Origin of the sequence: Ottowia beijingensis (genome assembly GCF_013423955.1) — a bacterium.
Lineage (GTDB): Bacteria > Pseudomonadota > Gammaproteobacteria > Burkholderiales > Burkholderiaceae_C > Ottowia > Ottowia beijingensis.
On record NZ_JACCKX010000004.1, the window covers coordinates 1 to 26,492 of the forward strand.

16 protein-coding genes and 16 pseudogenes are annotated in these 26,492 nt (G+C 65.9%); 7 read left to right on the forward strand and 25 right to left on the reverse strand.

Translation table 11 applies throughout. The features are described from left to right. From H0I39_RS20790 to H0I39_RS22935, 7 genes and pseudogenes are all read right to left on the reverse strand, one after another. Positions 1–280 (reverse strand): annotated as a pseudogene (locus H0I39_RS20790) (2Fe-2S iron-sulfur cluster-binding protein); the annotation flags it as partial. 51 nt (positions 281–331) lie between these two features. Next, a pseudogene (locus H0I39_RS20795) lies at positions 332–687 on the reverse strand (phenol hydroxylase subunit P4). Beyond that, a pseudogene (locus tag H0I39_RS20800) lies at positions 684–2,238 on the reverse strand (aromatic/alkene/methane monooxygenase hydroxylase/oxygenase subunit alpha). Before H0I39_RS20800 ends, H0I39_RS20795 begins: the two co-directional pseudogenes overlap by 4 nt. 49 nt (positions 2,239–2,287) lie before the next feature. Then, a pseudogene (locus tag H0I39_RS20805) lies at positions 2,288–2,568 on the reverse strand (MmoB/DmpM family protein). An 11-nt stretch (positions 2,569–2,579) separates the two neighbouring features. Beyond that, positions 2,580–3,570 (reverse strand): annotated as a pseudogene (locus H0I39_RS20810) (ferritin family protein). Between the two features lie 126 nt (positions 3,571–3,696). Then, positions 3,697–3,825 (reverse strand): annotated as a pseudogene (locus H0I39_RS20815) (phenol hydroxylase subunit); the annotation flags it as partial. A 95-nt stretch (positions 3,826–3,920) separates the two neighbouring features. Continuing rightward, positions 3,921–4,052, reverse strand: a complete 132-nt coding sequence (locus tag H0I39_RS22935; protein WP_257646297.1) for a hypothetical protein — start codon at positions 4,050–4,052, stop codon at positions 3,921–3,923. Between the two features lie 109 nt (positions 4,053–4,161). On the opposite strand from H0I39_RS22935, the gene H0I39_RS20820 reads away from it, so the two are divergent. The 3 genes from H0I39_RS20820 to H0I39_RS20825 all read left to right on the forward strand — a co-directional run bounded on the left by H0I39_RS20820 (position 4,162) and on the right by H0I39_RS20825 (position 6,616). After that, on the forward strand, positions 4,162–5,577 hold the full coding sequence (locus tag H0I39_RS20820) for a sigma 54-interacting transcriptional regulator (protein ID WP_307776946.1): 1,416 nt from the start codon (positions 4,162–4,164) through the stop codon (positions 5,575–5,577). Between the two features lie 115 nt (positions 5,578–5,692). After that, positions 5,693–5,806: a helix-turn-helix domain-containing protein gene (locus H0I39_RS23645; protein ID WP_308645960.1), complete on the forward strand. Its 114-nt coding sequence runs from the start codon at positions 5,693–5,695 to the stop codon at positions 5,804–5,806. A 24-nt stretch (positions 5,807–5,830) separates the two neighbouring features. Then, complete coding sequence (locus tag H0I39_RS20825) at positions 5,831–6,616, forward strand: GntR family transcriptional regulator (protein WP_257646298.1); 786 nt, start codon at positions 5,831–5,833, stop codon at positions 6,614–6,616. Positions 6,617–6,652: 36 nt separating this feature from the next. On the opposite strand, the pseudogene H0I39_RS20830 reads toward H0I39_RS20825, so the two are convergent. Continuing rightward, positions 6,653–7,541, reverse strand: a pseudogene (locus H0I39_RS20830) (M48 family metallopeptidase). Between the two features lie 131 nt (positions 7,542–7,672). Between H0I39_RS20830 and H0I39_RS20835 the strand changes: the two are divergent. After that, positions 7,673–8,344 (forward strand): annotated as a pseudogene (locus H0I39_RS20835) (MFS transporter); the annotation flags it as partial. Between the two features lie 188 nt (positions 8,345–8,532). Here H0I39_RS20835 and H0I39_RS20840 read toward each other — a convergent pair. The 6 genes and pseudogenes from H0I39_RS20840 to H0I39_RS20865 form a co-directional block, all read right to left on the reverse strand. Then, a pseudogene (locus H0I39_RS20840) lies at positions 8,533–10,079 on the reverse strand (transposase). 26 nt (positions 10,080–10,105) lie between these two features. Further along, entirely contained in the window at positions 10,106–10,585 is a 480-nt protein-coding gene (locus tag H0I39_RS20845; protein WP_180551923.1) for a hypothetical protein, read from the reverse strand. 215 nt (positions 10,586–10,800) lie between these two features. Then, positions 10,801–11,409: a tripartite tricarboxylate transporter substrate binding protein gene (locus H0I39_RS20850; protein ID WP_308645949.1), complete on the reverse strand. Its 609-nt coding sequence runs from the start codon at positions 11,407–11,409 to the stop codon at positions 10,801–10,803. Beyond that, positions 11,301–11,654: a tripartite tricarboxylate transporter substrate-binding protein gene (locus H0I39_RS20855; protein WP_180551924.1), complete on the reverse strand. Its 354-nt coding sequence runs from the start codon at positions 11,652–11,654 to the stop codon at positions 11,301–11,303. Before H0I39_RS20855 ends, H0I39_RS20850 begins: the two co-directional genes overlap by 109 nt. Positions 11,655–11,772: 118 nt before the next feature. Beyond that, on the reverse strand, positions 11,773–12,621 hold the full coding sequence (locus tag H0I39_RS20860) for a fumarylacetoacetate hydrolase family protein (protein ID WP_180551925.1): 849 nt from the start codon (positions 12,619–12,621) through the stop codon (positions 11,773–11,775). Positions 12,622–12,853: 232 nt separating this feature from the next. Then, a pseudogene (locus H0I39_RS20865) lies at positions 12,854–13,237 on the reverse strand (NADPH-dependent FMN reductase); the annotation flags it as partial. A 166-nt stretch (positions 13,238–13,403) separates the two neighbouring features. Between H0I39_RS20865 and H0I39_RS20870 the strand changes: the two are divergent. Then, a complete protein-coding gene (locus H0I39_RS20870; protein WP_180551526.1) occupies positions 13,404–13,985 on the forward strand; it encodes a VOC family protein in 582 nt (193 codons plus the stop codon). A gap of 221 nt (positions 13,986–14,206) precedes the next feature. Here H0I39_RS20870 and H0I39_RS20875 read toward each other — a convergent pair. The 7 genes and pseudogenes from H0I39_RS20875 to H0I39_RS22950 all read right to left on the reverse strand — a co-directional run. Beyond that, positions 14,207–15,745, reverse strand: a pseudogene (locus H0I39_RS20875) (IS91-like element ISCR8/ISPps1 family transposase). Positions 15,746–15,899: 154 nt separating this feature from the next. Next, entirely contained in the window at positions 15,900–16,433 is a 534-nt protein-coding gene (locus H0I39_RS20880) for a hypothetical protein (RefSeq protein ID WP_180551914.1), read from the reverse strand. Between the two features lie 37 nt (positions 16,434–16,470). Continuing rightward, complete coding sequence (locus H0I39_RS20885; RefSeq protein WP_257646256.1) at positions 16,471–16,935, reverse strand: tripartite tricarboxylate transporter substrate-binding protein; 465 nt, start codon at positions 16,933–16,935, stop codon at positions 16,471–16,473. Positions 16,936–16,969: 34 nt separating this feature from the next. Further along, positions 16,970–17,233 (reverse strand): hypothetical protein, encoded by a 264-nt coding sequence (locus tag H0I39_RS22940; RefSeq protein ID WP_373368371.1) that lies wholly within the window; start codon positions 17,231–17,233, stop codon positions 16,970–16,972. A gap of 208 nt (positions 17,234–17,441) precedes the next feature. Continuing rightward, positions 17,442–18,286, reverse strand: a pseudogene (locus H0I39_RS20900) (fumarylacetoacetate hydrolase family protein). A gap of 42 nt (positions 18,287–18,328) precedes the next feature. Then, positions 18,329–18,673 carry an NADPH-dependent FMN reductase gene (locus tag H0I39_RS22945; protein WP_257646299.1) on the reverse strand — a complete coding sequence of 115 codons (345 nt, stop codon included), beginning with the start codon at positions 18,671–18,673 and terminating at the stop codon, positions 18,329–18,331. Positions 18,674–18,695: 22 nt separating this feature from the next. Continuing rightward, positions 18,696–18,902, reverse strand: a pseudogene (locus tag H0I39_RS22950) (NADPH-dependent FMN reductase); the annotation flags it as partial. 130 nt (positions 18,903–19,032) lie between these two features. Between H0I39_RS22950 and H0I39_RS20910 the strand changes: the two are divergent. Continuing rightward, positions 19,033–19,650: a VOC family protein gene (locus H0I39_RS20910; protein ID WP_373368320.1), complete on the forward strand. Its 618-nt coding sequence runs from the start codon at positions 19,033–19,035 to the stop codon at positions 19,648–19,650. Positions 19,651–19,870: 220 nt separating this feature from the next. Here H0I39_RS20910 and H0I39_RS20915 read toward each other — a convergent pair. From H0I39_RS20915 to H0I39_RS20920, 3 genes and pseudogenes are all read right to left on the reverse strand, one after another. Then, positions 19,871–20,922: pseudogene (locus H0I39_RS20915) on the reverse strand (transposase). Then, complete coding sequence (locus tag H0I39_RS24495; protein WP_373368372.1) at positions 20,855–21,259, reverse strand: transposase zinc-binding domain-containing protein; 405 nt, start codon at positions 21,257–21,259, stop codon at positions 20,855–20,857. The pseudogene H0I39_RS20915 and the gene H0I39_RS24495 overlap by 68 nt, the downstream one beginning before the upstream one ends. 552 nt (positions 21,260–21,811) lie before the next feature. Continuing rightward, positions 21,812–24,726, reverse strand: a pseudogene (locus H0I39_RS20920) (Tn3-like element IS1071 family transposase). Positions 24,727–24,871: 145 nt separating this feature from the next. On the opposite strand from H0I39_RS20920, the pseudogene H0I39_RS20925 reads away from it, so the two are divergent. Continuing rightward, positions 24,872–25,405: pseudogene (locus H0I39_RS20925) on the forward strand (Tn3 family transposase); the annotation flags it as partial. 142 nt (positions 25,406–25,547) lie between these two features. Here the strand turns inward: H0I39_RS20925 and H0I39_RS20930 are convergent. Then, entirely contained in the window at positions 25,548–26,126 is a 579-nt protein-coding gene (locus tag H0I39_RS20930; protein WP_373368373.1) for a DUF72 domain-containing protein, read from the reverse strand. Between the last annotated feature and the right edge of the window lie 366 nt (positions 26,127–26,492).

The following is a 26,492-nucleotide window of genomic DNA, read 5'->3' on the forward strand; positions in this document are numbered from 1 at the left end:
CGTCGTCGATATCGGCCTCAATGGTGGCGTCCGACTGCAGCGTGGCGCAGCAGGCGAGGTCTTGCCGTCGTCGCGCTCCATCTCCAGCAGCGCAAAGGGGTTGGCGGCACCGTGGTCCACCTCGCCGTCGGATACCTGCACCTTGCAGGTGCCGCACAGGCCGTGGCCGCAGGCGTGGGGAATGTAGATGCCCTGGCGCAACGCGGCGGTCGAGCAGGGTCTGGCCCTCTTCGACGTCGATCGTTGCGCCCAAGGGCTCGATGGTCAGTTGGTAGGTCATGGCATGGACGCGGGGCCCGGGGTAGCCCCGGGCTTCCTCACCGAATGGGACTTAGCTGCACGTACCCTGGATGCCGGTCAGGCCCGGGGTGCGAAAACGGATCGCGTCCTTGTGCTGAAGGCCATTGGCCTGCAGCGACTTGGCCGGATCGGGCGTCCACGGCTGGCCGGACTTGAACCACTCGACCTGGGACCAGTCGATCTTGGCAAAGTCAGGGTGCTCGCCGTACACGCCGGGCAGCACGCCCTGGGCCAGCGCGCCGAACAGGGTATCCGGCGGCAACGGCAGGCAGACCGGTGATGCAAACATCAGGTGATCCTCCCAGCCGATGTAGAGCAGCGGTGCGGGAAGTTCTCGCGCCGGTCGCGGGCGGGAAAGTCGTAGGGTTTGACAGCAACGACGCTCATGCCTTGTCTCCTTGAACAGCATCACCACGCCAGGCGGCAAAGTTCTTCTGGTCTTCCGAGCCTTCAAAGTCGAGGTTGTCGGCCCACCTTCAGGTCGTAGTAGTCCATCACGGCAGCCATCGGGTCAAAGCCCTCCACCGTCGGGTCGGTGCCCTCGGGGAAGCAGTTGCCCTGGTAAATCTGGTGCACGGGCAGCCAGGCTTGCGAATATTTCTCGGGCTCGTCGTCAAAAATTTCTTTGCAACCGTCGCTGCAGAAGTGGTACTTGTCGCCGTGGTAGTCGGACTCGCGGTAGCAGATCTTGGTCGGATCGCCGGGCTCGGTAAAGAACATGGGGACCTGGCAGATGGTGCACAGCATGGGCAGCGTCTTGTTGTAAACGCTTGCCCTGTTGCTGCTGCGCGTGGAAATGCTCGAAGCGCGGCCGGTAGTACTTGTCGAAGGTGTCGGGGTACTTTTCGCTCAGCCACTGCATCTCGTCTTCCTTGGGAATCCAGGTGTGGAAGGGCGCAGCAGCCGCATAGTTGTAGAAGGTATTCCAGGCCTGGTGGCTGATGTGGTCTTTGCCGGCGCACGCCTCCTTCCAGCCCTTGGGTTCGCGGATGCCATAGCGGGCCAGATCGCGGAACAGCGCGCCACCGTTTTCCTCGGCGTACATCTCCCAGGCCTCCTTCCAGCTCATCACGCGCTTGGGCAACATGTAGTCCTGCATCATGGCCACGATGGTCAGCAGGCGGTAGCCGCGCCAGAGCCACTTGTCGATCCACTTCTGCACGATCGGCACGTTGGCCGGGTCCTGCTCGAGCATGAACTTGATGCACTCGATGCCCAGGGTCATGTGACGCGATTCGTCGGACTGGGCCGAGAAGCCAAACGTCACGGTGCTCATGTCGCCGTTGTGGGCGGCGCCGGACATGAAGGGCACGAACACCAGGTTGGTCAGCACGTACTCGAACGAGAAGCTCACGGCGGTGAGAACTCGAACGGCCCTGCGGTGGAGGCGTCTTCAAAAAACGACTTGGGCACGGACAGGTACCACACACGGTCAAACATGTGGGGTGCCTGGTGCAGGCCATTGAAATACTTGTTGTAGTGCGACAGGGCGTGGGTTTCGGTCTGGCAGTGGCGCAGCTCGTCAATGGACTGCATCTGCGCGGCAACGCGGGCACCGGCACCGGTGAAGTGGCGGCCCACATGGGCAAAGCCGCGGTGCGCGAGGTACTCTATCGGGGTCACGGCCTGGAAGAAGATCTTGATCGCATTCACATAGCGCGCATCCGAAATACCCAGCTGGCCATTGTTCTGCGCAAAGGCCTCGATCACGGCATAGAGCTTCTTTTCCTTCTCGCCCTGGTATTTCCAGTAGGCGTCCATGGTCAGGCGAAACGGGTCTTCCCATTTATCCCAGTCGTGGATCTTGATGCCTTCGTATTTGTCGAACGGGAACACCTTGTCCATCGGTTGGTAGGTAGTGTCCCAGGCCAGATCGCGCGTCATGGCGATGTGGCGTTCTTTCAGGCCGAGCTTCTTTTTGGTAACGGGTGCGTCCATGGTGTTATCTCCTGGTGGTTGCGGCAATAAATCGGGGGTGGCGGCTGCTTTAGCGCAGCCAGCTCAACGACAACTCGTCGTCGTCTTCATTGATGTAGCCTGAGATCGTGACCAGATTGACGTGAATCTGTTGCAGGTCAAAACGCTGGCCGGTTTGCTCTTCGATGCTCTCGCGGCGCACTACCAAGCGGCCGGGGCGTCGATCTTGACCAAACCGGGCGAATGCACGGCAGTGGCTTCGGGGTTGTCGGCCAAGATGGCATCGACAATCGGGCGCGATTCTTCGTTGTCTTGGAAGGCAATGAAAACTTTAGAAACGGGTTCGGTCATCACAAACTTTCTCAGAGGGTTAGACCGGCCTTGCGGGCGCGGGTGTTGAGGGTTTCGCGCACGGCCAGCAGGGCTTCGGCACCGGCAGCGCCCAAGGCCATCTCTGCCACCGGCGCCAGCGCGGCCTGCGCACTGTCGGCATAGGTCTTGAACCAGCCGGTAATCAGCGCGCGGTTGTCGTCCGATGCGGCGGCGGCCACTTTGATGACCGCGTCCACCCAGCGTGCGCTCTCGTCATGCCATTCGGGCATGAAGGCCGTGAGCATGGCCACCGCCGTACCGCCCTGCACCGCAAGGTGGTCGTCCACGAAATGCGTGTAGATCAGCGGGTACAGCAGACCGTCGAGCGCCAGGTTCTGCGCCACAAACAGCTCGAACGGGTCGTTGACGACCAGCGTGTCCTCCACCAGCTTGCGCAGTCCTGCCAGCGCGGGTCCTGCAGCCAGTCGTTCTTGCCGGCTTCCAGTGCGCCGGGCTCCCCAGCGCCAGGCCCAGGCGGGTCAGGTACTGGGCCACGCCTAGCTGGTCCATGGCGTGCATCATGGCCGGGGCGGTAAAGGCCGTTCCATAGCCGCGTGCACACACCTGGCAATTGTTCATGTTGGCGCCCCAGGCCGCGTGGCGCAGCGGCATGAGCACCTCGCAGGCTGCGGCGCGCTGCGCGTCGGGAATCTTGTCGATCAGGCCGCGCGACTCGACAAACTGGTAGTTGGCCTCCATCGCCTCTTGCTGGCGCGCACGCGCCATGGTCCAGTTGGCGTAGTAATACTGGCGCGGGTCGCGCAGGGCATCCCAGTCAGCCAGTTTGACGGCCGTGCGGCCAGCATCAAACAGCTCGAATTCGGGCTCCCAGGTCGGGCGGTAATGGAAGTTCGCGGCGTTCTGAATGCCCAGCGTGGCTTCAAGGTAGCGCGACGCGGGCTTGTCGCCCGTGTAGGCCGCCACGCGGGCGAAGGTGTTGCGCAGCGGCTGAATTTCGCGCGCCTGCAAGTCGATGTTCATGGGGCTTATCTCCTGGTCGTGGTTGTTGGGGCAGGGCTCAGTCATCCAGGTGGCGCACGCGGTGCGCCGCGCAAAGGCATCGAATGCCGGTTCAGGGAGCATCAGCTCCACCGACAGCTCGGGCCATCCGATCGAGAAAGCAAACTCGACAAAGCCGTTGTCGCGGCGGCCCAGCACGCGCACAAACCGCTGCGACAGATCGCAGACGGGTTGCGGGGTGGCAGATGCGTCGGTGGCAATGGCGGTGTGGGTCATGACGGTCTCCTTTTCGGTTTTGCGCCATCTGTTTTGCACGGGCCATGCCAATGCTGGCGTTTTGCGCGCAAATATCGATAAATCCAGGGTTAATCCTAGCAAATCGCGTCAAAGAGGCCCGCCCGCAGGTTGGTAGCCGCCGGCTGCGGCACCGCGGACAGCCCGGAGCCGCGATTGCTGCACAGCAGCATGATGTTTTGATGAGACCCAGGGGTCAGCCAGTTCATGAAATGATGAAAAACCTCCCCGGGTCGATCCCGATGGACGACCACCCGCTGTTTATCGATACTTTTTCATGCCAGCCACCACCCTGCCCCCTACCCGTCCGACGCCGACTTGCGCCGGCTGGTGCACTTCTCGCCCGTCGATGGGCGCATCTGGCTGGCTGATCAGCGCATGCTGCTGGTACATGCGGCGGCCTTTCAGGCGTTGCGGCGCGAGCTGGTGGCCAGCCTGGGGCCGGAGCACGCCCGCCGCTTGCTGATGCGTGCGGGCTACGCATCGGGCGAGCGCGATGCGCTGCTGGCGCGCCAGGTGCGGCCGGGCGCATCGCTGTTCGACGCCTTTGCCGTAGGGCCGCAGCTGCACATGCTGGAAGGCGCTGTGCGCGTGCAGCCGAAGGTGTTCGAGCTGGACGAGGCGGCAAGCCACTTTCACGGCATCTTTCAGTGGGATCACAGCTGGGAGGCCGAGGTGCACCAGCGCGCCTGGGGCCCGCAAGGTGCGCCCGTGTGCTGGATGCTGCTGGGCTATGCCTCGGGCTACACCAGCGCGTTCTTTCGCCGCCCGGCCCTTTTCAAGGAAGTGCAGTGCACTGCCTGCGGCCACCCGCACTGCCTGATCGAGGGCCGCTTTGAGCACGAATGGCCCGACGGCGAGCAACTGGCGCGCGACTACGACCCCGACTCCATGCTGGTGCGCCTGGGCGAGCTGCAGTCGCAGGCGGATGCGCTACGCACCCAGCTACAGCCCGCGGACGACCAGGGCCCGCTGCTGGGACGCTCGCGCGCCTTCAACGACACCGTGGAGCTGCTGCGCAAGGCCGCGCCCACGCAGGTCACCGTGCTGCTGACCGGCGAGACCGGCGTGGGCAAAGAGCGCTTTGCGCGCGCGCTGCACGCCATGGGCCCGCGCGCCGACAAGCCCTTCGTGGCCGTCAACTGCGCGGCGCTGCCCGCCGATTTGATCGAAAGCGAGCTCTTCGGCGCCGAAAAAGCGCCTACACCGGCGCCACCGCCGCGCGCGTGGGCCGCTGAGCGCGCGCACGGCGGCACCTTGCTGCTGGACGAGCTGGGCGAGCTGCCGCTACCCGCGCAGGCCAAGCTGCTGCGCGTGCTGCAGCAGGGCGAAGTGGAGCGCCTGGGCGGCACGCAGCCGCGCAAGGTGGACGTGCGCGTGATTGCCGCCACCAACGTCGATCTGGAAAAAGCCGTGGAGGAAGGGCGCTTTCGGCGCGACCTGCTCTACCGCCTGAACGTCTATCCCATCCGCATACCGGCGCTGCGCGAGCGCGCGGACGACATCGAACTGCTGGCCATGCACCTGCTGCAGCGCTACGCCGCCCTGCACGGCAAGCGCCTGGCGGGCTTCACTGACCTGGCCATGACCGCCATGCGCCAGCACGCCTGGCCCGGCAACGTGCGCGAGCTGGAAAACCTGGTCGAGCGCGGCGTGATCCTGGCGCCCAACGACGACCTGGTGGACGCCGCCATGCTTTCCCCGCCTCCGCCACGCCCGCGGCGCACACCGTGAACGCCGTCGGCGCGCTGGAGCGAGGCGCACTGCCAGCAAAGCGCCAGTCTGTACGACACCCTGCAAGCCAGCGGCCTGACGCTGGACGCGCTCGAACGCGCTGATCCGCGAGGCCGTGGCGCGCGCAGGCGGCAACCTGGCCGCGGCGGCGCGCGCGCTGGGCCTGACGCGCCCGCAGCTGAGCTACCGCCTGTCGCGCCTGCAAGAGCGGCCGCTGGCGGCTTCGTGAGGCGCACACCAGCCCCGCATTGCCATGGCCAAACGCAGCTTTCACCCTTTGATTGCGCTGGCTGGCGGCCACGCCGCCGCCGATGCCAGCCTGCACGGCGCACCCTCGCGCACGCTGATCGAGCAAACCTACGCCACGCTGCGCAGCGACATCGTCGAGGGCCGCCTTGCGCCCGGCAGCAAGCTGCGCATCGAGCACCTGCGCACCCAGTACGAGGTGGGCGCGGGCACGCTGCGCGAGGCGCTCACGCGGCTGGTGAGCGACGCGCTGGTGACCGTGGAGGGGCAGCGCGGCTTTCGCGTGGCGCCCATCGCGCTGCAAGAGCTGGAAGACATCACCACGCTGCGCGTGCACATCGAGACCGACGCGCTGCGCCAGTCCATTCGCGCCGGTGATGCACAGTGGCGCGAAGCGCTTGCCGAGGCCTATGCGGCCATCTCGGCCGAAGAGCAGCCCATCGCGCCGCACCGCCGCCGCCAGTGGGAGCTGCTGAACGTGCGCTTTCATGAGGCGCTGCTGGCGGGCCACACCTCGCCCTGGACGGTGCGGGTGTTGCGCCTGCTGTCGCGCCACAGCGAGCGCTACCGCTTCTGCGCCATGGGCCTGCCGGGTGGTGTGCGCGATGTGCACGCCGAGCACACCGAAATCTTCGCGCTGGCCATGTCAGGCCAGGACGCCCGCGCCGCGCTGGCGCTGGAGGCACATCCGCGCCACGCCCGATTTGCTGATCCGCGCCCTGCGCGAAGGCCGCGCCTTTTGCCGGGCTGCGCACCGCCGCAGCTTCAAGCCAAATCAGCCACCAGCGCTTGACTGACAAGCGCCAACAGCTATCAATAAAGAAGCAAATCAACCACCCCGCGCCGCCTGGTACAGCCCCTGCACCTTGGGCACGTTGCCCTCCAGCTCGCGGATGCGGTCTGGCCCCGAGGGGTGGGTGGACAAGAACGCGACGCCGTTGTTGCCCGTGGCCGCGCCCATCTTGCGCCACAGGCTGACGGCGGCCTGCGGGTTGTAGGCGGCGCGGGCGGCCAGCTCCAGGCCGACCAGGTCGGCCTCGGTCTCGTCGGAGCGGCTGAACTTGAGCGTGAGCAGCTGCGTGCCCAGGTTGGCCGCCACGTTGCCCAGCTCGCCCAGGCCCAGCAGCTGCGCGCCCAGCGACAGGCCAATGCTGGTGGCCTGGCTTTTGGCCACGCGCGAGCGGGCGTGCTCGCGCAGCGCGTGGGCCATTTCGTGGCCCATGATCATGGCGGCCTCGTCGCCGGTCAGCGAGCTGGTCCAGGATGCCCGTGTAGAACGCAATCTTGCCGCCCGGCATGCAAAAGGCGTTGATCTGGCGGCTAGCGATCAGGTTGATCTCCCAGCGCCACTGGGCCGCGCGGCTGTTCCACTGCGCGGCGTGGGGAATGAGGCGGCGGGCAATACCGCGCAGCGCCACCAGCTGCGGGTGGTTGTCCGGCGCCAGTGCGCGTTTGGCCTTGGCCTGCGCCAGCAGCTGGTTGTATTGCTGCACGGCGGATTCTTCCAGCGTCTCGGCGGGCACCAGCATGCGCATGCCCGATGCGCTGCCCACATCCACCTGCGCCGCCGCCGGCAGCGCCGCCGCCCCAGCCGCCGCCAGCACAAAGGCGCGGCGCGCCTGCCAGATTCCGCCGGACTGATCACCGCGCGCGACGCAGCACAGGCAGCCCGGCCAGGCGGACAACGAGGACAAGGGGTTGGGGGTGCGGATGGTCATGGGCGCGAGTCTAGGACAGACTGCACCCCGCCAATGCTGGCCGGCGGGTGTCATGGCGTCCTGCGCTGCGCGCTGCGCGCTGCGGTGCGGATAATCCCGCGATTGCACCCATCCCCCGCCCTTGCCCATGCCTGCCGAAACCGCCACCAACGCTCCCCCTGCTGCCGCTGCCCCCTCGCCGCTCCTGGCGCCAGGCCTGGCTTGTCTATCTGGAGCCCGCCAGCCTGCGCATGCTGGCCCTGGGCTTTGCGGCGGGGCTGCCGCTGTTGCTGGTGCTGGGCACGCTGTCTTTCAGGCTGCGCGAGGCGGGCATCGACCGCACCACCATCGGCTACCTGTCGTGGGTGGGGCTGGCCTATGCGTTCAAGTGGGTCTGGTCGCCGCTGGTGGACCGCCTGCCGCTGCCATTGCTCACACGCTGGCTGGGCCGGCGGCGCAGCTGGCTGCTGCTGGCGCAGGCGCTGGTGATGACCGGCCTGGTCGGCATGGCGCTGGCCGACCCGCGCGACGCCCTGGGGCCCATAGTGTGGTGCGCGCTGCTGGTGGCCTTTGGCTCTGCCACGCAGGACATTGCGCTGGACGCCTTCCGCATCGAATCCGCCGACGCCGACCACCAGGCCGCCCTGGCCGCCACCTACCAGACGGGCTACCGCCTGGCCATGATCTGGGCCGGCGCGGGCGTGCTGTGGGTGGCCGCGCGCGCTGAAGTGGCCGGCCTGGCGGGCTACCAGGCCGGCGCCTGGACCACGGCCTACTTGGTGATGGCGGCATCCATGCTGCTGGGCGTGGTGACGGTACTGCTGTACGGATAGGAAATTCAACCGCATGAGGCCAAGTATGGCACGAGTTTTGGGCCTCGAAACACGTTCGGCCAAGGAAGGTTGAGCGCTCGCTTGCCGCTCAATGGCAAGAGCTTGGGAGGCAGTATGCATTTGGGCCTGGCGCGCGCGCAGCTGCTTCCCGCAGCGATGGATACCGCCGCTTCACTGGGTCACCAATTGACGCGCTGGTCTACCTCGTCGGGTTGAGCTGCCAGATCCCAATCCGGCTCGCCTTGCGCACCATCATCCACCGGCGCGTCGCAGCCCTCCCACAGCGGTGGCCCGCGTGCCGGGGTGATGTGCGGGGGCAGACTCCACCCCGATGTGGTTCAGGATGTGGCGGATTTCGGCGCTGTGCGTGATGAAGGCAATGATGCGCATTTGCCCCCGCAGTTCGGACACAGCAGTGGGAAGACCTCGTAGATGCGGGCAATCAGCACCGCCCATAGGTAGTGCGCTGGGCGTTTGGGAGGTGCTGCAGGTTCTGGTGTGGGTGTGGCCGCGTTGCCCGGCGCCGCCACCCCAGGTACGCCCACGCCCGCGCCAGATTGTGCAGTCTCGACCGTGGCTGGTTGCGCCGCAGCAGGCTGAGCCAGCGCCGTTACCGCCGCTCTCAGCGGCGAGTTTGGTGCCAGCACACCAAAGTAGCGGTGCCGGTGGGTGCGTGGCGGTGGCACCAGCGCGGCAATGCGGTCGATGAGCTCCAGCGGTGTGAGGTGCAGCTCATCTGCCTTGGCACCACGCTTGTCACTGGTGGGCTCGCTGCGCTGTTTGGCACAGCGGTACACCAGTTTGCTTCCCTCTTTGCGTAGGCGCTCCATGGAAAACGGTGGACGCGCGCAATAGCGCAGCAGCCGCTCCAGCGCAGCGCGGTCGTGGGCTTCGATGCAGACACCGGCGTCCACCGAGAAGCCGCTGTGTTTGTAGCCCAGCATGTCTTTGGCGTCACAGTTCTCCAGCAGGCCCCGAGCAACGAAGGCGCGCAGGATGCGTTTTTGCAGTGTGGTCTGCACTGGGGCCACGGTAGCCGCATCGATGCCGGTGGCCGCGTGAAAGATGACACCCGGCGATGAGATTCGAGGGTCGCATCAGCATCGCCCTCGCCCTCCACTTCCTCAAACACCCCGTCCACCACACAAACGTGGAAGTGGACGTGTTCATTGAGGCTGGAGCCGAATCGGTGAATGAAGGCGATGGCACCGATGTGCAGGCCTGCCTTGTCCATATGGGCCGCACCGGGGCTGTGGGTCTGCAGAGTTTGTGCGATCACCCGCAGAAAGATGCGCAGCACCATGCTCAGCACCGCTCCGTCGCGCTGCATGAAGTACCGAAGCCGCTTGGGAACCGACAGCACCCACTGGCGCACCGGCAGGCGGGGAGACGTGGTCGTTCAGGTGCGCTGCTGTCTCCACCATGCGCCGGGTGGTGCACGAGGGCAGACTCCCCGGCCTTTGCAGGAGAAGGCTACAAAGTAGTCGTGCCCACAGTCGCCGCAGCGAGCGCGGGCAAAGCCATGGGCAAAGATGCCGCACTCAAGATACTTGGCAAACGCTTTGCGCACGAAGGGCTTGGGGGTGTGGTGGTCGCCCTGGCCGTCGAACTGACCCGCGCTGGCCAGCTCTAGCCAGGTCTCGTAGTGCTCGGCTACCGTTTGGTAGAGCAGCGTGCGTTCGGGGTGGCGTGGGTTGTAGAGCTTGGGCTTGGAAGTGGCTGACATGAATACTGTACAAATGCAAGGGGTATCTATTTAGCTCCAGTAGCGCCGATGACGCAGTGTCGATGCGCCTGGCCGGGTGGCCGTGTAGGCCAGCTTGGATCCCTGGCGTGATCCGCCGCCCGGCCCTGCCGTGGTCGGCGGCGGCGTGCCGGGGTCAGCGGTAGCGACCGTCGTACGGATAGCGGTCGTACTGGTTCGCCACGCCGTCGCCGTCGTCGTCGAAGACCGGCGCGACGGCGACCGTGGACGACGACGTCGGCATAGGGCGCGGGCCCCTGCGCCAGCGGAATGTGGCGGCCGGCCGGGTCCACCTGGTAGCGCGTGCCGTTGGCGTCGGTGTACACGGTGCCCACGGGGAAGGCGGGCCGGTCGGGCGGCGTCGGGTCGTACGGGACGCCGAAGATCTGCGACAGCGTCTTTCCCACGCCATCGATCAGGTCGGCGTGCGCGAAGCCGCCGAACGCCATCGCGCTGGCGGCGACGGCAGACAAGATGAACTTCTTCATGAGCTGCTCCTGCGGATCCATTTCCGCTCTGGATCCATTGCACTGCAGCGCGCCGGGTGCGCAGCCGGTGCATGCAGCGGCGACCTGTGCGCCGCTTCCTGCGCGGCCGTAGGTGATGCCGGCTGTGCGGCGGCCTTCGGCGCCGCGGCAAGCCCGAGCGAAACAAAAGGGCTCCCACGCGGGAGCCCTCAGCCTCGATCAGCGATCGCTGCCGGTTACAGGCCCAGCCGCTGGATCGTCGCTGCCTTCGCCCGGCTGTCCTCGCGCAGCTTGCGCCCGAACGCTTCGGCCGGCTGGTACTCGACGACCTGGCCGGCCTTGGCGGCCCAGTCCACGTAGCCGGGCGACTTCACCGCGCGTTCGCAGGCGGCTTGCAGCTTGTCCAGCACGGCGGTCGGCGTCTTGGCCGGCGCCAGCAGGCCGCCGAAGCTCAGCTGCACCACCGGCACGCCCGACTCGGTCAGCGTGGGCACGGCCGGGAAATGCGGATGGCGCTGGTCCGAGTACACCGCCAGCAGCCGCAGCGTGCCGGCCTGCACCTGCGCGCGCACCGAACTGGCCAGCACCGCGCCGAAGCCCAGGCGGCCGCCCAGCAGGTCCTGCATCATCGGGCCGTCGCCCTTGTAGGCGACGTGGTTCAGCTGCACCTTGGCCGCGGCCTCGATGTCGGCGGTGCCCAGATGGGGGATCGAGCCGATGCCAGAGGTGCCGTAGCTCACCGCACCCGGCTCCTTGCGTGCACCCACCAGCACGTCGGCGATCGTCTTATACGGCGAGTTCGCCAGCACCGCGATCGCGAAGATGTTGTCGAAGACGTGGCACACGGGGAGAACGACTCCACGCCGTACTTGATCGTCTTGACGCGGTGCGGCTGGCTGGTGAGCGACACGGCGGGCGTGAACGCCAGCGCGTAGCCGTCGGCGCGCGCGCCGGCCACGAAGGCCAGGCCGATCGCGCCGGCCGCGCCGTCGCGGTTCATCACCGCCACCGGCGTGTTCAGCGCCTCGGAGAAGGCCTTGGCGAACGCGCGGGCGTTCTGGTCCAGGCCGCCGCCGGCGGCGAAGGGCACGTCACCTCGATCGGCCCCTGCGGAAAGTCCGAAGCCGACACCGCCGATGCGCCCAGGCCCAGGACAGCGGCGGCGAGGATGCGAGTGGTCTTGTTCATCTTCCGGTCTCCTCGTTGGTTCAGTCTTCGTCGACGATGGGGTTGCGCAGCACGCCGATGCGATCGACCTCGATCTCCACGACGTCGCCGGCCTTCATCCACACCGGGGGCTGGCGCCGCGCGCCCACGCCACCGGGGTGCCGGTGACGACCACGTCGCCGGCCTGCAGCGGCGATGGCCGAGACGTAGGCGATCTGCCGGGCGATGCTGTGGATCATCATCTCGGTGGTGGCGCGCTGCATCTCCTGGCCGTTGAGGCGGGTGACGAGCGTCATGCTGGTGCCGAAGGGGATCTCGTCGGCGGTGACCATCCAGGGGCCGAAGCCGCCGGTGCGCCAGAAGTTCTTGCCGGGCACCCACTGGGAGGTGTGGCGCTGCCAGTCGCGCACGCTGCCGTCGTTGTAGCAGGCGTAGCCGGCGATGTGGCGGGCCACGTCGGCCTCGGCGATGCGGCGGCCGCCCTTGCCGATGATCACGGCGATCTCGGCTTCGTAGTCCAGCTGGGTGGATTCGCGGGGCCGCACGATGGCCTGGCCGTGGCCCACCTGGGAGTCGGCCACGCGCAGGAAGAAGGTGGGCTGCTCGGTGACCTCGCGGTTGGTCTCCTGCACGTGCTCGTGGTAGTTCAGGCCGCAGCACCAGATCTTGCCGGGCTCGGGGATGACGGGCAGCAGGGTGACCGACTCCAGGGCGAAGTCGGGCTTGCGCTGCGCCACCGCGGCGCGCGCTTCGGCCAGCGCATCGCCGGCCAGCAGCGCCCGCAGGTCCGCGTACTTGCCGTCCAGGGCGGCGCCCAGGTCGACGACGCCGCCTTCGACGACGGCCCCGAATCCGGGGCGATCGCCCCGCGTGAAACTGATCAATTTCATGGAGTGCTTCCTTGGTGACTACGGGTTGGGACGCCTTGCGCGTCAGGGCGTCGGCGCGCGCAGGGCGCAGGGCCGCGGCCCAGCGTGCGAGCTCCTTGAGCATCGCGGCGGCGGACTCGCCGTGCAGCGCCGCCGGCTGGAACTTGCCTTCGGCGTCCACGAGCGTGCCGACGTTCTGGACGGCCACGGCTTCCAGCAGCGGCACGATCTTCTGGGTGGTCATCAACTGCTTGGCGACCTGCACCGCGCGGATGCCGCCGGACATGCCGCCGTAGCTGACGAATGCCGCCGGCTTGTAGGCCCACTCGGCGCTCAGGTAGCTCAGCGCGTTCAGCAGCGAGGCGGGCGGGCCGAAGTTGTACTCGGGCAGCACGAAGACGTAGGCATCCGCGGCCGCCGTGAGCTTGCTCCAGCGCAGGGTGTGCGCGTGGCTGTACTTGCCCGTGCGCGGATGCTCCGGCTCGTCCAGCAGGGGCAGGGCCAGTTCCTTGAGATCGCAGGCGACGACTTCGAATTCGCCTTGCGCGCGGGCCACTTGCTCGAACCAGGCGGCCACGGCGGGGCCGACGCGCCGGGGGCGCGTGCTGCAGGTGATGACGTTCAGGATGGGTTGCATGCGGTGGGGGGCGGAGCGCCCCGCTTCGGATTCAGGTCGCGGCGATCATAGCGACAAAAGGAAAAATATATCTCTAAAGCAAAAATATCGATATTTAACCGCGAAGCGCAGAATCCGCCGGCGCACCGCGCATGGCCATCGGGTGCCTGCGCCGGGGCCTGATTCCATGGAGACTCTTGTGACGCGTCCCGGCTTTTCCTTCAGCCACTTCGGCATGTTCGTGCACGACATCGCCGCCCTCGAGGCCTTCTACACGGAGCTGCTGGCGTTCACCGTCACGGACCGCGGCCAGTTGCCGGGGCCGAATGGCCCGCGCGACCTGGTGTTCCTCAGCCGCGATCCCGACGAACACCACCAGCTCGTGCTGATCTCCGGCCGTCCGAAGGAGCTGGACTTCAACCCGATCAACCAGATCTCGCTGAAGGCCGACAGCCTGGACACGCTGTGCCGCATGTACCGCACCCTCCAGGCCCGTGGCGCAGGCGAAGTCAGGCCCATCACCCACGGCAACGCGGTGTCCATCTATGTCCCGGATCCCGAGGGCAACCGGCTCGAGCTGTACTTCGACCTGCCCTGGTATGTCTCGCAACCCATGGCCGTGCCGATCGACCTGGACGACGAGGCCACGCTGCTGCAGCGCCTGGAGGCGCACGCGCGCGGCCTGCCCGGTTTCCGCCCGCGCGCGCAATGGCGTGCGGAGATGGCCCGGCGCATGGGATGGACCTCGCAGGAGGGCGCGGCGGGATAGCATCCGGTTCTTCGCCATGCACAAAGCCATCCCACGGATAGGAAATTCAACCGCATGAGGCCAAGTATGGCACGAGTTTTGGGCCTCGAAACACGTTCGGCCAAGGAAGGTTGAGCGCTCGCTTGCCGCTCAATGGCAAGAGCTTGGGAGGCAGTATGCATTTGGGCCTGGCGCGCGCGCAGCTGCTTCCCCGCAGCGATGGATACCGCCGCTTCACTGGGTCACCAATTGACGCGCTGGTCTACCTCGTCGGGTTGAGCTGCCAGATCCCAATCCGGCTCGCCTTGCGCACCATCATCCACCGGCGCGTCGCAGCCCTCCCACAGCGGTGGCCCGCGTGCCGGGGTTATGTGCGGTGGCTGCGAGTCCACCCCGATGTGGTTCAGGATGTGGCGGATTTCGGCGCTGTGGGTGATGAAGGCAATGATGCGCATCTGCCCACCGCACATGGGGCACAGCAGCGGAAATGCCTCGTAGATGCGGGCAATCAGCACCGCCCACAAGTAATGCGCCGCTCGCTTCGGGCGTGCTTCAGGTTCGGGTGTGGGTGTGGCCGCGTTGCCCGGCGCCGCCACCCCAGGTACGCCCGCGCCAGGTTGTGCAGTCTCCACCGTGGCTGGTTGCGACGCAGCAGGCTGAGCCAGCGCCGTTACCGCCGCTCTCAGCGGCGAGTTTGGTGCCAGCACACCAAAGTAGCGGTGCCGGTGGGTGCGTGGCGGTGGCACCAGCGCGGCAATGCGGTCGATGAGCTCCAGCGGTGTGAGGTGCAGCTCATCTGCCTTGGCACCACGCTTGTCACTGGTGGGCTCGCTGCGCTGTTTGGCACAGCGGTACACCAGTTTGCTTCCTCTCTTTGCGTAGGCGCTCCATGGAAAACGGTGGACGCGCGCAATAGCGCAGCAGCCGCTCCAGCGCAGCGCGGTCGTGGGCTTCGATGCAGACACCGGCGTCCACCGAGAAGCCGCTGTGTTTGTAGCCCAGCATGTCTTTGGCGTCACAGTTCTCCAGCAGGCCCCGAGCAACGAAGGCGCGCAGGATGCGTTTTGCAGTGTGGTCTGCACTGGGGCCACGGTAGCCGCATCGATGCCGGTGGCCGCGTGAAAGATGACACCCGGCGATGAGATTCGAGGGTCGCATCAGCATCGCCCTCGCCCTCCACTTCCTCAAACACCCCGTCCACCACACAAACGTGGAAGTGGACGTGTTCATTGAGGCTGGAGCCGAATCGGTGAATGAAGGCGATGGCACCGATGTGCAGGCCTGCCTTGTCCATATGGGCCGCACCGGGGCTGTGGGTCTGCAGAGTTTGTGCGATCACCCGCAGAAAGATGCGCAGCACCATGCTCAGCACCGCTCCGTCGCGCTGCATGAAGTACCGAAGCCGCTTGGGAACCGACAGCACCCACTGGCGCACCGGCGGGGGGAGACGTGGTCGTTCAGGTGCGCTGCTGTCTCCACCATGCGCCGGGTGGTGCACGAGGGCAGACTCCCCGGCCTTTGCAGGAGAAGGCTACAAAGTAGTCGTGCCCACAGTCGCCGCAGCGAGCGCGGGCAAAGCCATGGGCAAAGATGCCGCACTCAAGATACTTGGCAAACGCTTTGCGCACGAAGGGCTTGGGGGTGTGGTGGTCGCCCTGGCCGTCGAACTGACCCGCGCTGGCCTCTAGCCAGGTCTCGTAGTGCTCGGCTACCGTTTGGTAGAGCAGCGTGCGTTCGGGGTGGCGTGGGTTGTAGAGCTTGGGCTTGGAAGTGGCTGACATGAATACTGTACAAATGCAAGGGGTATCTATTTAGCTCCAGTAGCGCCGATGACGCAGTGTCGATGCGCCTGGCCGGGTGGCCGTGTAGGCCAGCTTGGATCCCTGGCGTGATCCGCCGCCCGGCCCTGCCGTGGTCGGCGGCGGCGTGCCGGGGTCAGCGGTAGCGACCGTCGTACGGATAGCGGTCGTACTGGTTCGCCACGCCGTCGCCGTCGTCGTCGAAGACCGGCGCGACGGCGACCGTGGGCGGCACGACGACGTCGGCATAGGGCGCGGGCCCCTGCGCCAGCGGAATGTGGCGGCCGGCCGGGTCCACCTGGTAGCGCGTGCCGTTGGCGTCGGTGTACACGGTGCCCACGGGGAAGGCGGGCCGGTCGGGCGGCGTCGGGTCGTACGGGACGCCGAAGATCTGCGACAGCGTCTTTCCCACGCCATCGATCAGGTCGGCGTGCGCGAAGCCGCCGAACGCCATCGCGCTGGCGGCGACGGCAGACAAGATGAACTTCTTCATGAGCTGCTCCTGCGGATCCATTTCCGCTCTGGATCCATTGCACTGCAGCGCGCCGGGTGCGCAGCCGGTGCATGCAGCGGCGACCTGTGCGCCGCTTCCTGCGCGGCCGTAGGTGATGCCGGCTGTGCGGCGGCCTTCGGCGCCGCGGCAAGCCCGAGCGAAACAAAGGGCTCCCACGCGGGAGCCCTCAGCCTCGATCAGCGATCGCTGCCGGTTACAGGCCCAGCCGCTGGATCGTCGCTGCCTTCGCCCGGCTGTCCTCGCGCAGCTTGCGCCCGAACGCTTCGGCCGGCTGGTACTCGACGACCTGGCCGGCCTTGGCGGCCCAGTCCACGTAGCCGGGCGACTTCACCGCGCGTTCGCAGGCGGCTTGCAGCTTGTCCAGCACGGCGGTCGGCGTCTTGGCCGGCGCCAGCAGGCCGCCGAAGCTCAGCTGCACCACCGGCACGCCCGACTCGGTCAGCGTGGGCACGGCCGGGAAATGCGGATGGCGCTGGTCCGAGTACACCGCCAGCAGCCGCAGCGTGCCGGCCTGCACCTGCGCGCGCACCGAACTGGCCAGCACCGCGCCGAAGCCCAGGCGGCCGCCCAGCAGGTCCTGCATCATCGGGCCGTCGCCCTTGTAGGCGACGTGGTTCAGCTGCACCTTGGCCGCGGCCTCGATGTCGGCGGTGCCCAGATGGGGATCGAGCCGATGCCAGAGGTGCCGTAGCTCACCGCACCCGGCTCCTTGCGTGCACCCACCAGCACGTCGGCGATCGTCTTATACGGCGAGTTCGCCAGCACCGCGATCGCGAAGATGTTGTCGAAGACGTGGCACACGGGGAGAACGACTCCACGCCGTACTTGATCGTCTTGACGCGGTGCGGCTGGCTGGTGAGCGACACGGCGGGCGTGAACGCCAGCGCGTAGCCGTCGGCGCGCGCGCCGGCCACGAAGGCCAGGCCGATCGCGCCGGCCGCGCCGTCGCGGTTCATCACCGCCACCGGCGTGTTCAGCGCCTCGGAGAAGGCCTTGGCGAACGCGCGGGCGTTCTGGTCAGGCCGCCGCCGGCGGCGAAGGGCACGGTCACCTCGATCGGCCCCTGCGGAAAGTCCGAAGCCGACACCGCCGATGCGCCCAGGCCCAGGACAGCGGCGGCGAGGATGCGAGTGGTCTTGTTCATCTTCCGGTCTCCTCGTTGGTTCAGTCTTCGTCGACGATGGGGTTGCGCAGCGCCGATGCGATCGACCTCGATCTCCACGACGTCGCCGGCCTTCATCCACACCGGGGGCTGGCGCCGCGCGCGCCACCGGGGTGCCGGTGACGACCACGTCGCCGGCCTGCAGCGGGGCGATGGCCGAGACGTAGGCGATCTGCCGGGCGATGCTGTGGATCATCATCTCGGTGGTGGCGCGCTGCATCTCCTGGCCGTTGAGGCGGGTGACGAGCGTCATGCTGGTGCCGAAGGGGATCTCGTCGGCGGTGACCATCCAGGGGCCGAAGCCGCCGGTGCGCCAGAAGTTCTTGCCGGGCACCCACTGGGAGGTGTGGCGCTGCCAGTCGCGCACGCTGCCGTCGTTGTAGCAGGCGTAGCCGGCGATGTGGCGGGCCACGTCGGCCTCGGCGATGCGGCGGCCGCCCTTGCCGATGATCACGGCGATCTCGGCTTCGTAGTCCAGCTGGGTGGATTCGCGGGGCCGCACGATGGCCTGGCCGTGGCCCACCTGGGAGTCGGCCACGCGCAGGAAGAAGGTGGGCTGCTCGGTGACCTCGCGGTTGGTCTCCTGCACGTGCTCGTGGTAGTTCAGGCCGCAGCACCAGATCTTGCCGGGCTCGGGGATGACGGGCAGCAGGGTGACCGACTCCAGGGCGAAGTCGGGCTTGCGCTGCGCCACCGCGGCGCGCGCTTCGGCCAGCGCATCGCCGGCCAGCAGCGCCCGCAGGTCCGCGTACTTGCCGTCCAGGGCGGCGCCCAGGTCGACGACGCCGCCTTCGACGACGGCCCCGAATCCGGGGCGATCGCCCCGCGTGAAACTGATCAATTTCATGGAGTGCTTCCTTGGTGACTACGGGTTGGGACGCCTTGCGCGTCAGGGCGTCGGCGCGCGCAGGGGGCGCAGGGCCGCGGCCCAGCGTGCGAGCTCCTTGAGCATCGCGGCGGCGGACTCGCCGTGCAGCGCCGCCGGCTGGAACTTGCCTTCGGCGTCCACGAGCGTGCCGACGTTCTGGACGGCCACGGCTTCCAGCAGCGGCACGATCTTCTGGGTGGTCATCAACTGCTTGGCGACCTGCACCGCGCGGATGCCGCCGGACATGCCGCCGTAGCTGACGAATGCCGCCGGCTTGTAGGCCCACTCGGCGCTCAGGTAGCTCAGCGCGTTCAGCAGCGAGGCGCGGGCCGAAGTTGTACTCGGGCAGCACGAAGACGTAGGCATCCGCGGCCGCCGTGAGCTTGCTCCAGCGCAGGGTGTGCGCGTGGCTGTACTTGCCCGTGCGCGGATGCTCCGGCTCGTCCAGCAGGGGCAGGGCCAGTTCCTTGAGATCGCAGGCGACGACTTCGAATTCGCCTTGCGCGCGGGCCACTTGCTCGAACCAGGCGGCCACGGCGGGGCCGACGCGCCGGGGGCGCGTGCTGCAGGTGATGACGTTCAGGATGGGTTGCATGCGGTGGGGGGCGGAGCGCCCGCTTCGGATTCAGGTCGCGGCGATCATAGCGACAAAAGGAAAAATATATCTCTAAAGCAAAAATATCGATATTTAACCGCGAAGCGCTAAATCCGCCGGCGCACCGCGCATGGCCATCGGGTGCCTGCGCCGGGGCCCTGATTCCATGGAGACTCTTGTGACGCGTCCCGGCTTTTCCTTCAGCCACTTCGGCATGTTCGTGCACGACATCGCCGCCCTCGAGGCCTTCTACACGGAGCTGCTGGCGTTCACCGTCACGGACCGCGGCCAGTTGCCGGGGCCGAATGGCCCGCGCGACCTGGTGTTCCTCAGCCGCGATCCCGACGAACACCACCAGCTCGTGCTGATCTCCGGCCGTCCGAAGGAGCTGGACTTCAACCCGATCAACCAGATCTCGCTGAAGGCCGACAGCCTGGACACGCTGTGCCGCATGTACCGCACCCTCCAGGCCCGTGGCGCAGGCGAAGTCAGGCCCATCACCCACGGCAACGCGGTGTCCATCTATGTCCCGGATCCCGAGGGCAACCGGCTCGAGCTGTACTTCGACCTGCCCTGGTATGTCTCGCAACCCATGGCCGTGCCGATCGACCTGGACGACGAGGCCACGCTGCTGCAGCGCCTGGAGGCGCACGCGCGCGGCCTGCCCGGTTTCCGCCCGCGCGCGCAATGGCGTGCGGAGATGGCCCGGCGCATGGGATGGACCTCGCAGGAGGGCGCGGCGGGATAGCATCCGGTTCTTCGCCATGCACAAAGCCATCCCACGGATAGGAAATTCAACCGCATGAGGCCAAGTATGGCACGAGTTTTGGGCCTCGAAACACGTTCGGCCAAGGAAGGTTGAGCGCTCGCTTGCCGCTCAATGGCAAGAGCTTGGGAGGCAGTATGCATTTGGGCCTGGCGCGCGCGCAGCTGCTTCCCGCAGCGATGGATACCGCCGCTTCACTGGGTCACCAATTGACGCGCTGGTCTACCTCGTCGGGTTGAGCTGCCAGATCCCAATCCGGCTCGCCTTGCGCACCATCATCCACCGGCGCGTCGCAGCCCTCCCACAGCGGTGGCCCGCGTGCCGGGGTTATGTGCGGTGGCTGCGAGTCCACCCCGATGTGGTTCAGGATGTGGCGGATTTCGGCGCTGTGGGTGATGAAGGCAATGATGCGCATCTGCCCACCGCACATGGGGCACAGCAGCGGAAATGCCTCGTAGATGCGGGCAATCAGCACCGCCCACAAGTAATGCGCCGCTCGCTTCGGGCGTGCTTCAGGTTCGGGTGTGGGTGTGGCCGCGTTGCCCGGCGCCGCCACCCCAGGTACGCCCGCGCCAGGTTGTGCAGTCTCCACCGTGGCTGGTTGCGACGCAGCAGGCTGAGCCAGCGCCGTTACCGCCGCTCTCAGCGGCGAGTTTGGTGCCAGCACACCAAAGTAGCGGTGCCGGTGGGTGCGTGGCGGTGGCACCAGCGCGGCAATGCGGTCGATGAGCTCCAGCGGTGTGAGGTGCAGCTCATCTGCCTTGGCACCACGCTTGTCACTGGTGGGCTCGCTGCGCTGTTTGGCACAGCGGTACACCAGTTTGCTTCCCTCTTTGCGTAGGCGCTCCATGGAAAACGGTGGACGCGCGCAATAGCGCAGCAGCCGCTCCAGCGCAGCGCGGTCGTGGGCTTCGATGCAGACACCGGCGTCCACCGAGAAGCCGCTGTGTTTGTAGCCCAGCATGTCTTTGGCGTCACAGTTCTCCAGCAGGCCCCGAGCAACGAAGGCGCGCAGGATGCGTTTTGCAGTGTGGTCTGCACTGGGGCCACGGTAGCCGCATCGATGCCGGTGGCCGCGTGAAAGATGACACCCGGCGATGAGATTCGAGGGGTCGCATCAGCATCGCCCTCGCCCTCCACTTCCTCAAACACCCCGTCCACCACACAAACGTGGAAGTGGACGTGTTCATTGAGGCTGGAGCCGAATCGGTGAATGAAGGCGATGGCACCGATGTGCAGGCCTGCCTTGTCCATATGGGCCGCACCGGGGCTGTGGGTCTGCAGAGTTTGTGCGATCACCCGCAGAAAGATGCGCAGCACCATGCTCAGCACCGCTCCGTCGCGCTGCATGAAGTACCGAAGCCGCTTGGGAACCGACAGCACCCACTGGCGCACCGGCAGGCGGGGAGACGTGGTCGTTCAGGTGCGCTGCTGTCTCCACCATGCGCCGGGTGGTGCACGAGGGGCAGACTCCCCGGCCTTTGCAGGAGAAGGCTACAAAGTAGTCGTGCCCACAGTCGCCGCAGCGAGCGCGGGCAAAGCCATGGGCAAAGATGCCGCACTCAAGATACTTGGCAAACGCTTTGCGCACGAAGGGCTTGGGGGTGTGGTGGTCGCCCTGGCCGTCGAACTGACCCGCGCTGGCGCTCTAGCCAGGTCTCGTAGTGCTCGGCTACCGTTTGGTAGAGCAGCGTGCGTTCGGGGTGGCGTGGGTTGTAGAGCTTGGGCTTGGAAGTGGCTGACATGAATACTGTACAAATGCACAGTATTCGCCAGGGCCTGGAAATACTGCGCCGAGTCGATCTCGTCGGCCCTGCAAAATTCATCTCGCGGCGCCGACGAGAAGCGCCGGACGTGTAAGAGTAGCGAGTCGACTCGCCGACGCTGCGAGCGCTGACAGCAGCCAAAGCGAGCGCAAAAGGCTGGAGCAATGCCCCGCCGGGCGATGGCACGCAGCAGCCAGCGGATGTCGAAGCCGGCTGCGCACAACACCGCATGCAGGGGTCTCCTCGTTTTCAGTGCAATAAGTGACGGTACGAAAAGCTAGCACTGGCGCGGAGGTGGTGTTGGTAGATCGTTGATTTCATTGACTTTCCTGTTCACTTTCAAATCTGCGATTCGTGGCGTCAAACCGTGGTCGGTTTCATCCATTGGTGCCAGTTATCGATGCATTTGGCCGCGAAGGCAGGATTTGGTCAGCATAGCGGTCAACCGGGAAGCGAAACACACCCCGCAAGTTGATGCTCTCCAGCCTGGTGGGCGCAATCTTCCCGATCAGTTCCGGTGGAATGACCTGGCGGCGGTTCGACCAGCGATCCAGGACCGCCTGCATCTGTGAGGTATTCCACGCCATCACGATGTTGGCCATCAGGCTCAACGCATCGGCCACAGCCTGCATTTCATCGACACGTTTGGCCTGCGCCGGGCTGATCCGGCCGGTATAAATGGCGCGCTTGAGGGCGTTAACAGCCTCGCCCCGATTGAGCACCCGGCGCAACTCGTTCCTGAAAGCGTCCTTGACAAAGTAGTCAGCCAAAAACGCCGTACGCAGCAACCGCCCCAATTGCACGCCAGCCTCATAGATTGGATCGCCCTGGGCGGCAGAACCGAACCGCGCAAGAGCTGCCACCGCACTGGCATGTCCGCTCATGACCGAGGCTGCCAGGTGCACCAGACTATCCCAATGCTTTTCGATCAAAGCGACGTCGACATTGGCTTCGCACACCGCAGCGATTTCTGCGGGCACTTTGGTGCCGCGTGGCACAAAGAGGTGGCGCTGTTTGAGTTCCTTCAACCGCGGGCAAAGATCAAAACCAAGCAAACGGGCATGTGACATGGCAAAGTCGGTGTAGCCATGGGTATCCACAGCAAGCTGGCTGGTCTCCAGCTTTTCTTGGCGGATGACACCTTCAATGGCCACGCCCGCCTGGCGCTCATTGAGCACAAAGGGCTGCGCATGGAAGATGCCCCACCGGTCTTTTACATGGGAGTAGATTCCAATGGAAGGTGTGTTGCGCCGAGGATCAAGCCGGGCTTGCCACACCCGTTTGGTGGTCTCCATGCTCATCATGTCAGAAGATGCCAAATCGGACCGCCCCCAGGTGGCGGCAATCGGGTGTCGCTGCATGAATTCCAGCACAGCCTGGCAGGCCTGGCTCAGACGCCGTTCGTCCCGCGCCCAGCGCATGGCCTGGCGAATGCTGGTGGCAGACAATTGCGGAATCATGCGCGCGCATTCGACCGCAGTCAGACTGGTGCCGTGGGCCATGATGCCGGCATAGACCATCAGCAGCTCGTCGGTAGAGCGCGGCTCACGTCCGAGCATGATCCAGCTAAAGCGCACCTGGGCGTCAACGGCCAGAATCACTTCCGGCAATTGAACCTCACCGATGCGGTGATCCAAAGCCGCGCGCAGCTTGGTCACTTCTGGGTCTTCGTCCTCTGCGGGCAATGGCGACAAATGGAGTTCATCATCCACGCGCAGTACGCCACTGCGGGCTGCAGCGGCCACCGCATCGACACCGGCAGTTACTCTGGCCAGCAAAGGCTTCAAGAAAGTGGCAGCCTTGCTGGGTAACGATAGACGGGCATAGTGTTTCTTGGACTCTGCCTGCCAACGCTCGTCCGTGAAGAACAAGCGCGCACGACCCCGAAAGCTCAGGCTGTGCTCAATCCAGACCGAGCCATTGCGCACCGCGCGGCGCAGGGCAAACAGGGTGGCCACCTCCAACGCCTGAAACGCCCGTTCCCGGTCTGGGCTGGAGATCGAAACCTGCCAGATCATTCCCAGACTTGGTGCCACCACTTCAACTGGCAGCTTTCTGGATCCTTTGAGATATAAAGCTTGCAGCTTGGCAAGGTACTCGATGGCAGGATGCTCGCCGGTGGCCTGCCAGGGCAGCTTTGCAATGGCGACGAGCAACGACCGCACGGGGCGAATTCCATCAATCAATCCCTCGCGGACCAGGGAGGCCCTGCTCGGTGGTTTGCGTTTCTGGGTTTCGGTGATCAAGGCTTCAAGACGGGCACGCAACTCAGCATCTGGCACCGCACCTTGCGCGCTCAAGGCAACAAGTTCGCCGAGCAGCGTTTTGTACATTGCGGCCCAATTGACGGTAGCGGGGACATCGGCGGCAGCCTGACGCCACAGATCGGCGATCCGGCGCTGCACCATAAGGATCAACTGGTCTGTGGTGGTGAACAGGCAATACCGAAGAAAGCATGCGACCTCCACGGTGCGCGCTGGCTCTTTGATCTTGGCTCCGGCTGAGGGCGGCCTGGAGACAAGTCGGCGCGCGTAGCGGCGCAAGATGAGATCGGGGATGTCTGCCAGGTGCTTATGAACGTCCAGCGTGTAAAGCAGGTCGATGCGCTCCAGTACCTCGCTGATTTGGCGGGTTGAGTGTTTCGCCGGTGCAGCCCATAGCCAACTCTGCTGGGTTTGTCCATCTGGGCGCAGCTCTGAAACTGAGGCTCGCCAGCGATCAAGTGTTGCTGGATCAACGCTGGCGGCGATGGCGGTGCCTGTTTCAACTTCAAGCTGGGCAAGTGCCGCCGCAATCAGTGTCCGAATTGCCCGCTCGTGCACGATCACCAGCTTGTTCTTGTACAGCCATTGACGCGCCCGCACGAGTAGCTGATCGCGGTCGGCGCAGCGCGCCACTTCGTCGCGCAGTTCACGTACCAGTGAGCGGCGCTGGTGCTCGCTCATCCACTGGAATCCAAGGACCGTGCAGGCTACTTGTTGGTGATCGAATAGCGTGCGCCCGCGTTCATACATGGCTCTCAGCGAGGCGACTTCTGGTGCTGCAATGCCAAGCTCGTTGCCAAGGTGGCGCCACAAGGCTACTGGAATTACCCGAAAGGCACCGAGCAAACGCCCACTCATGCGCAGGAAACCAATATGGAGCGCCAGACCAAGCTTGTGGGAATCACCTCGGCGTGCATTGATTGCGTCGCGCTCGGCACCATCGAAGGTGAAAAATGCCTTCATCTCGAAGTCGCTGATATCGCGGGGAGCCCACGCATCCCCAAAAACGTTGTGTGCCAACCCTGCATCGTGAACCTCAAAAGTGGGAGGCCACCATACCCGTTTACAAAGCGAACAGGAAAGTCAATGAAATCAACGGTCTACCCAGACCACCCCCGCGCCAGTGCTAGCTTTGCGTACCGTCACTTATTGCACTGAAAACGAGGAGACCCTAGTCTGGTGCACCTGGCAGCCTCGGTCATGAGCGGACATGCCAGTGCGGTGGCAGCTCTTGCGCGGTTCGGTTCTGCCGCCCAGGGCGATCCAATCTATGAGGCTGGCGTGCAATTGGGGCGGTTGCTGCGTACGGCGTTTTTGGCTGACTACTTTGTCAAGGACGCTTTCAGGAACGAGTTGCGCCGGGTGCTCAATCGGGGCGAGGCTGTTAACGCCCTCAAGCGCGCCATTTATACCGGCCGGATCAGCCCGGCGCAGGCCAAACGTGTCGATGAAATGCAGGCTGTGGCCGATGCGTTGAGCCTGATGGCCAACATCGTGATGGCGTGGAATACCTCACAGATGCAGGCGGTCCTGGATCGCTGGTCGAACCGCCGCCAGGTCATTCCACCGGAACTGATCGGGAAGATTGCGCCCACCAGGCTGGAGAGCATCAACTTGCGGGGTGTGTTTCGCTTCCCGGTTGACCGCTATGCTGACCAAATCCTGCCTTCGCGGCCAAATGCATCGATAACTGGCACCAATGGATGAAACCGACCACGGTTTGACGCCACGAATCGCAGATTTGAAAGTGAACAGGAAAGTCAATGAAATCAACGATCTACCAACACCACCTCCGCGCCAGTGCTAGCTTTTCGTACCGTCACTTATTGCACTGAAAACGAGGAGACCCCTAGGTGACACGGTTGCCGCTGGCGGCACGCGCGGCGCGCAGGGTGCGGGCCAGGTGCGGGGCATGCTCAGGCGCCAGAAAGGCCGCATCCCGCACTTCCAGCGCGATCACGCCGCCGGGGGCAGCGGGTTGCAGGCGGGGCAGGGCAGACAGCAGGGCGCCGATGCGGTCGATCAGCTCGGGCAGGCGCGCCAGCATGTGGCGTGGCAAGGGGCTGATCTGGAACACCAGCGCGCCGATCTTGTCGCCCAGCCCTTCCAGCGCGGGCTGCACGAACTGGCGGATGGCCAGCTCCGTGCTCAGGAAGGCCGGGTTGGGCGCACGGCCGCGGCCGTCTTCGGCGCGCACCTGCGCGTCGCACACCAGCGCAGGCGCCTTGACGACGAAGCGGAAGTGCGCCGGCACCTGGGCGGCATAGCCCGCGTACTGGGTGGCGGTGAGGGGGCGGTAGAACGCGCGGTCGAGGCTGACGCTGCGCAGCGCGGGTGCCGGGCGTAGGCGACCAGGCCGTGCTTCGACAGCGTCGCCTCGGCGTAGTCGCCGCCCCACACCAGCCCGGCCCAGCCGGGAAAGTGCCACGACGAGGTGCCCAGGTGCAGCCCGTGGGGCAGGGCGGCGGCGAGTGTGCGGGTGGCGTCGCCCACGGCGGTGGCCTCAACGCCAGCGCGCGGGCGGCGGGCGGGCCGGGGCGCTGTGGGCTCGGCGGCGGGTGCATCAGCCGGCGCCAGCGGCTCGTCGAACAGGGCGTTCTGCTCGGGCTGGGGCGGTGGCGTCATTGAAGAATCCATCGGGTTGATGCGCTGGGGCTGGCCGCACAGGAGAGCGGCTCACGCGCTCAACCTTGCATTAGGCGATTGGTCACCCTGAAAGAAATTCCGTATGCAGCCTTTATGCCATCGACACCGGCAGCTATCAGGAGCATAGCATCGAACGCTGCCGCGCCGG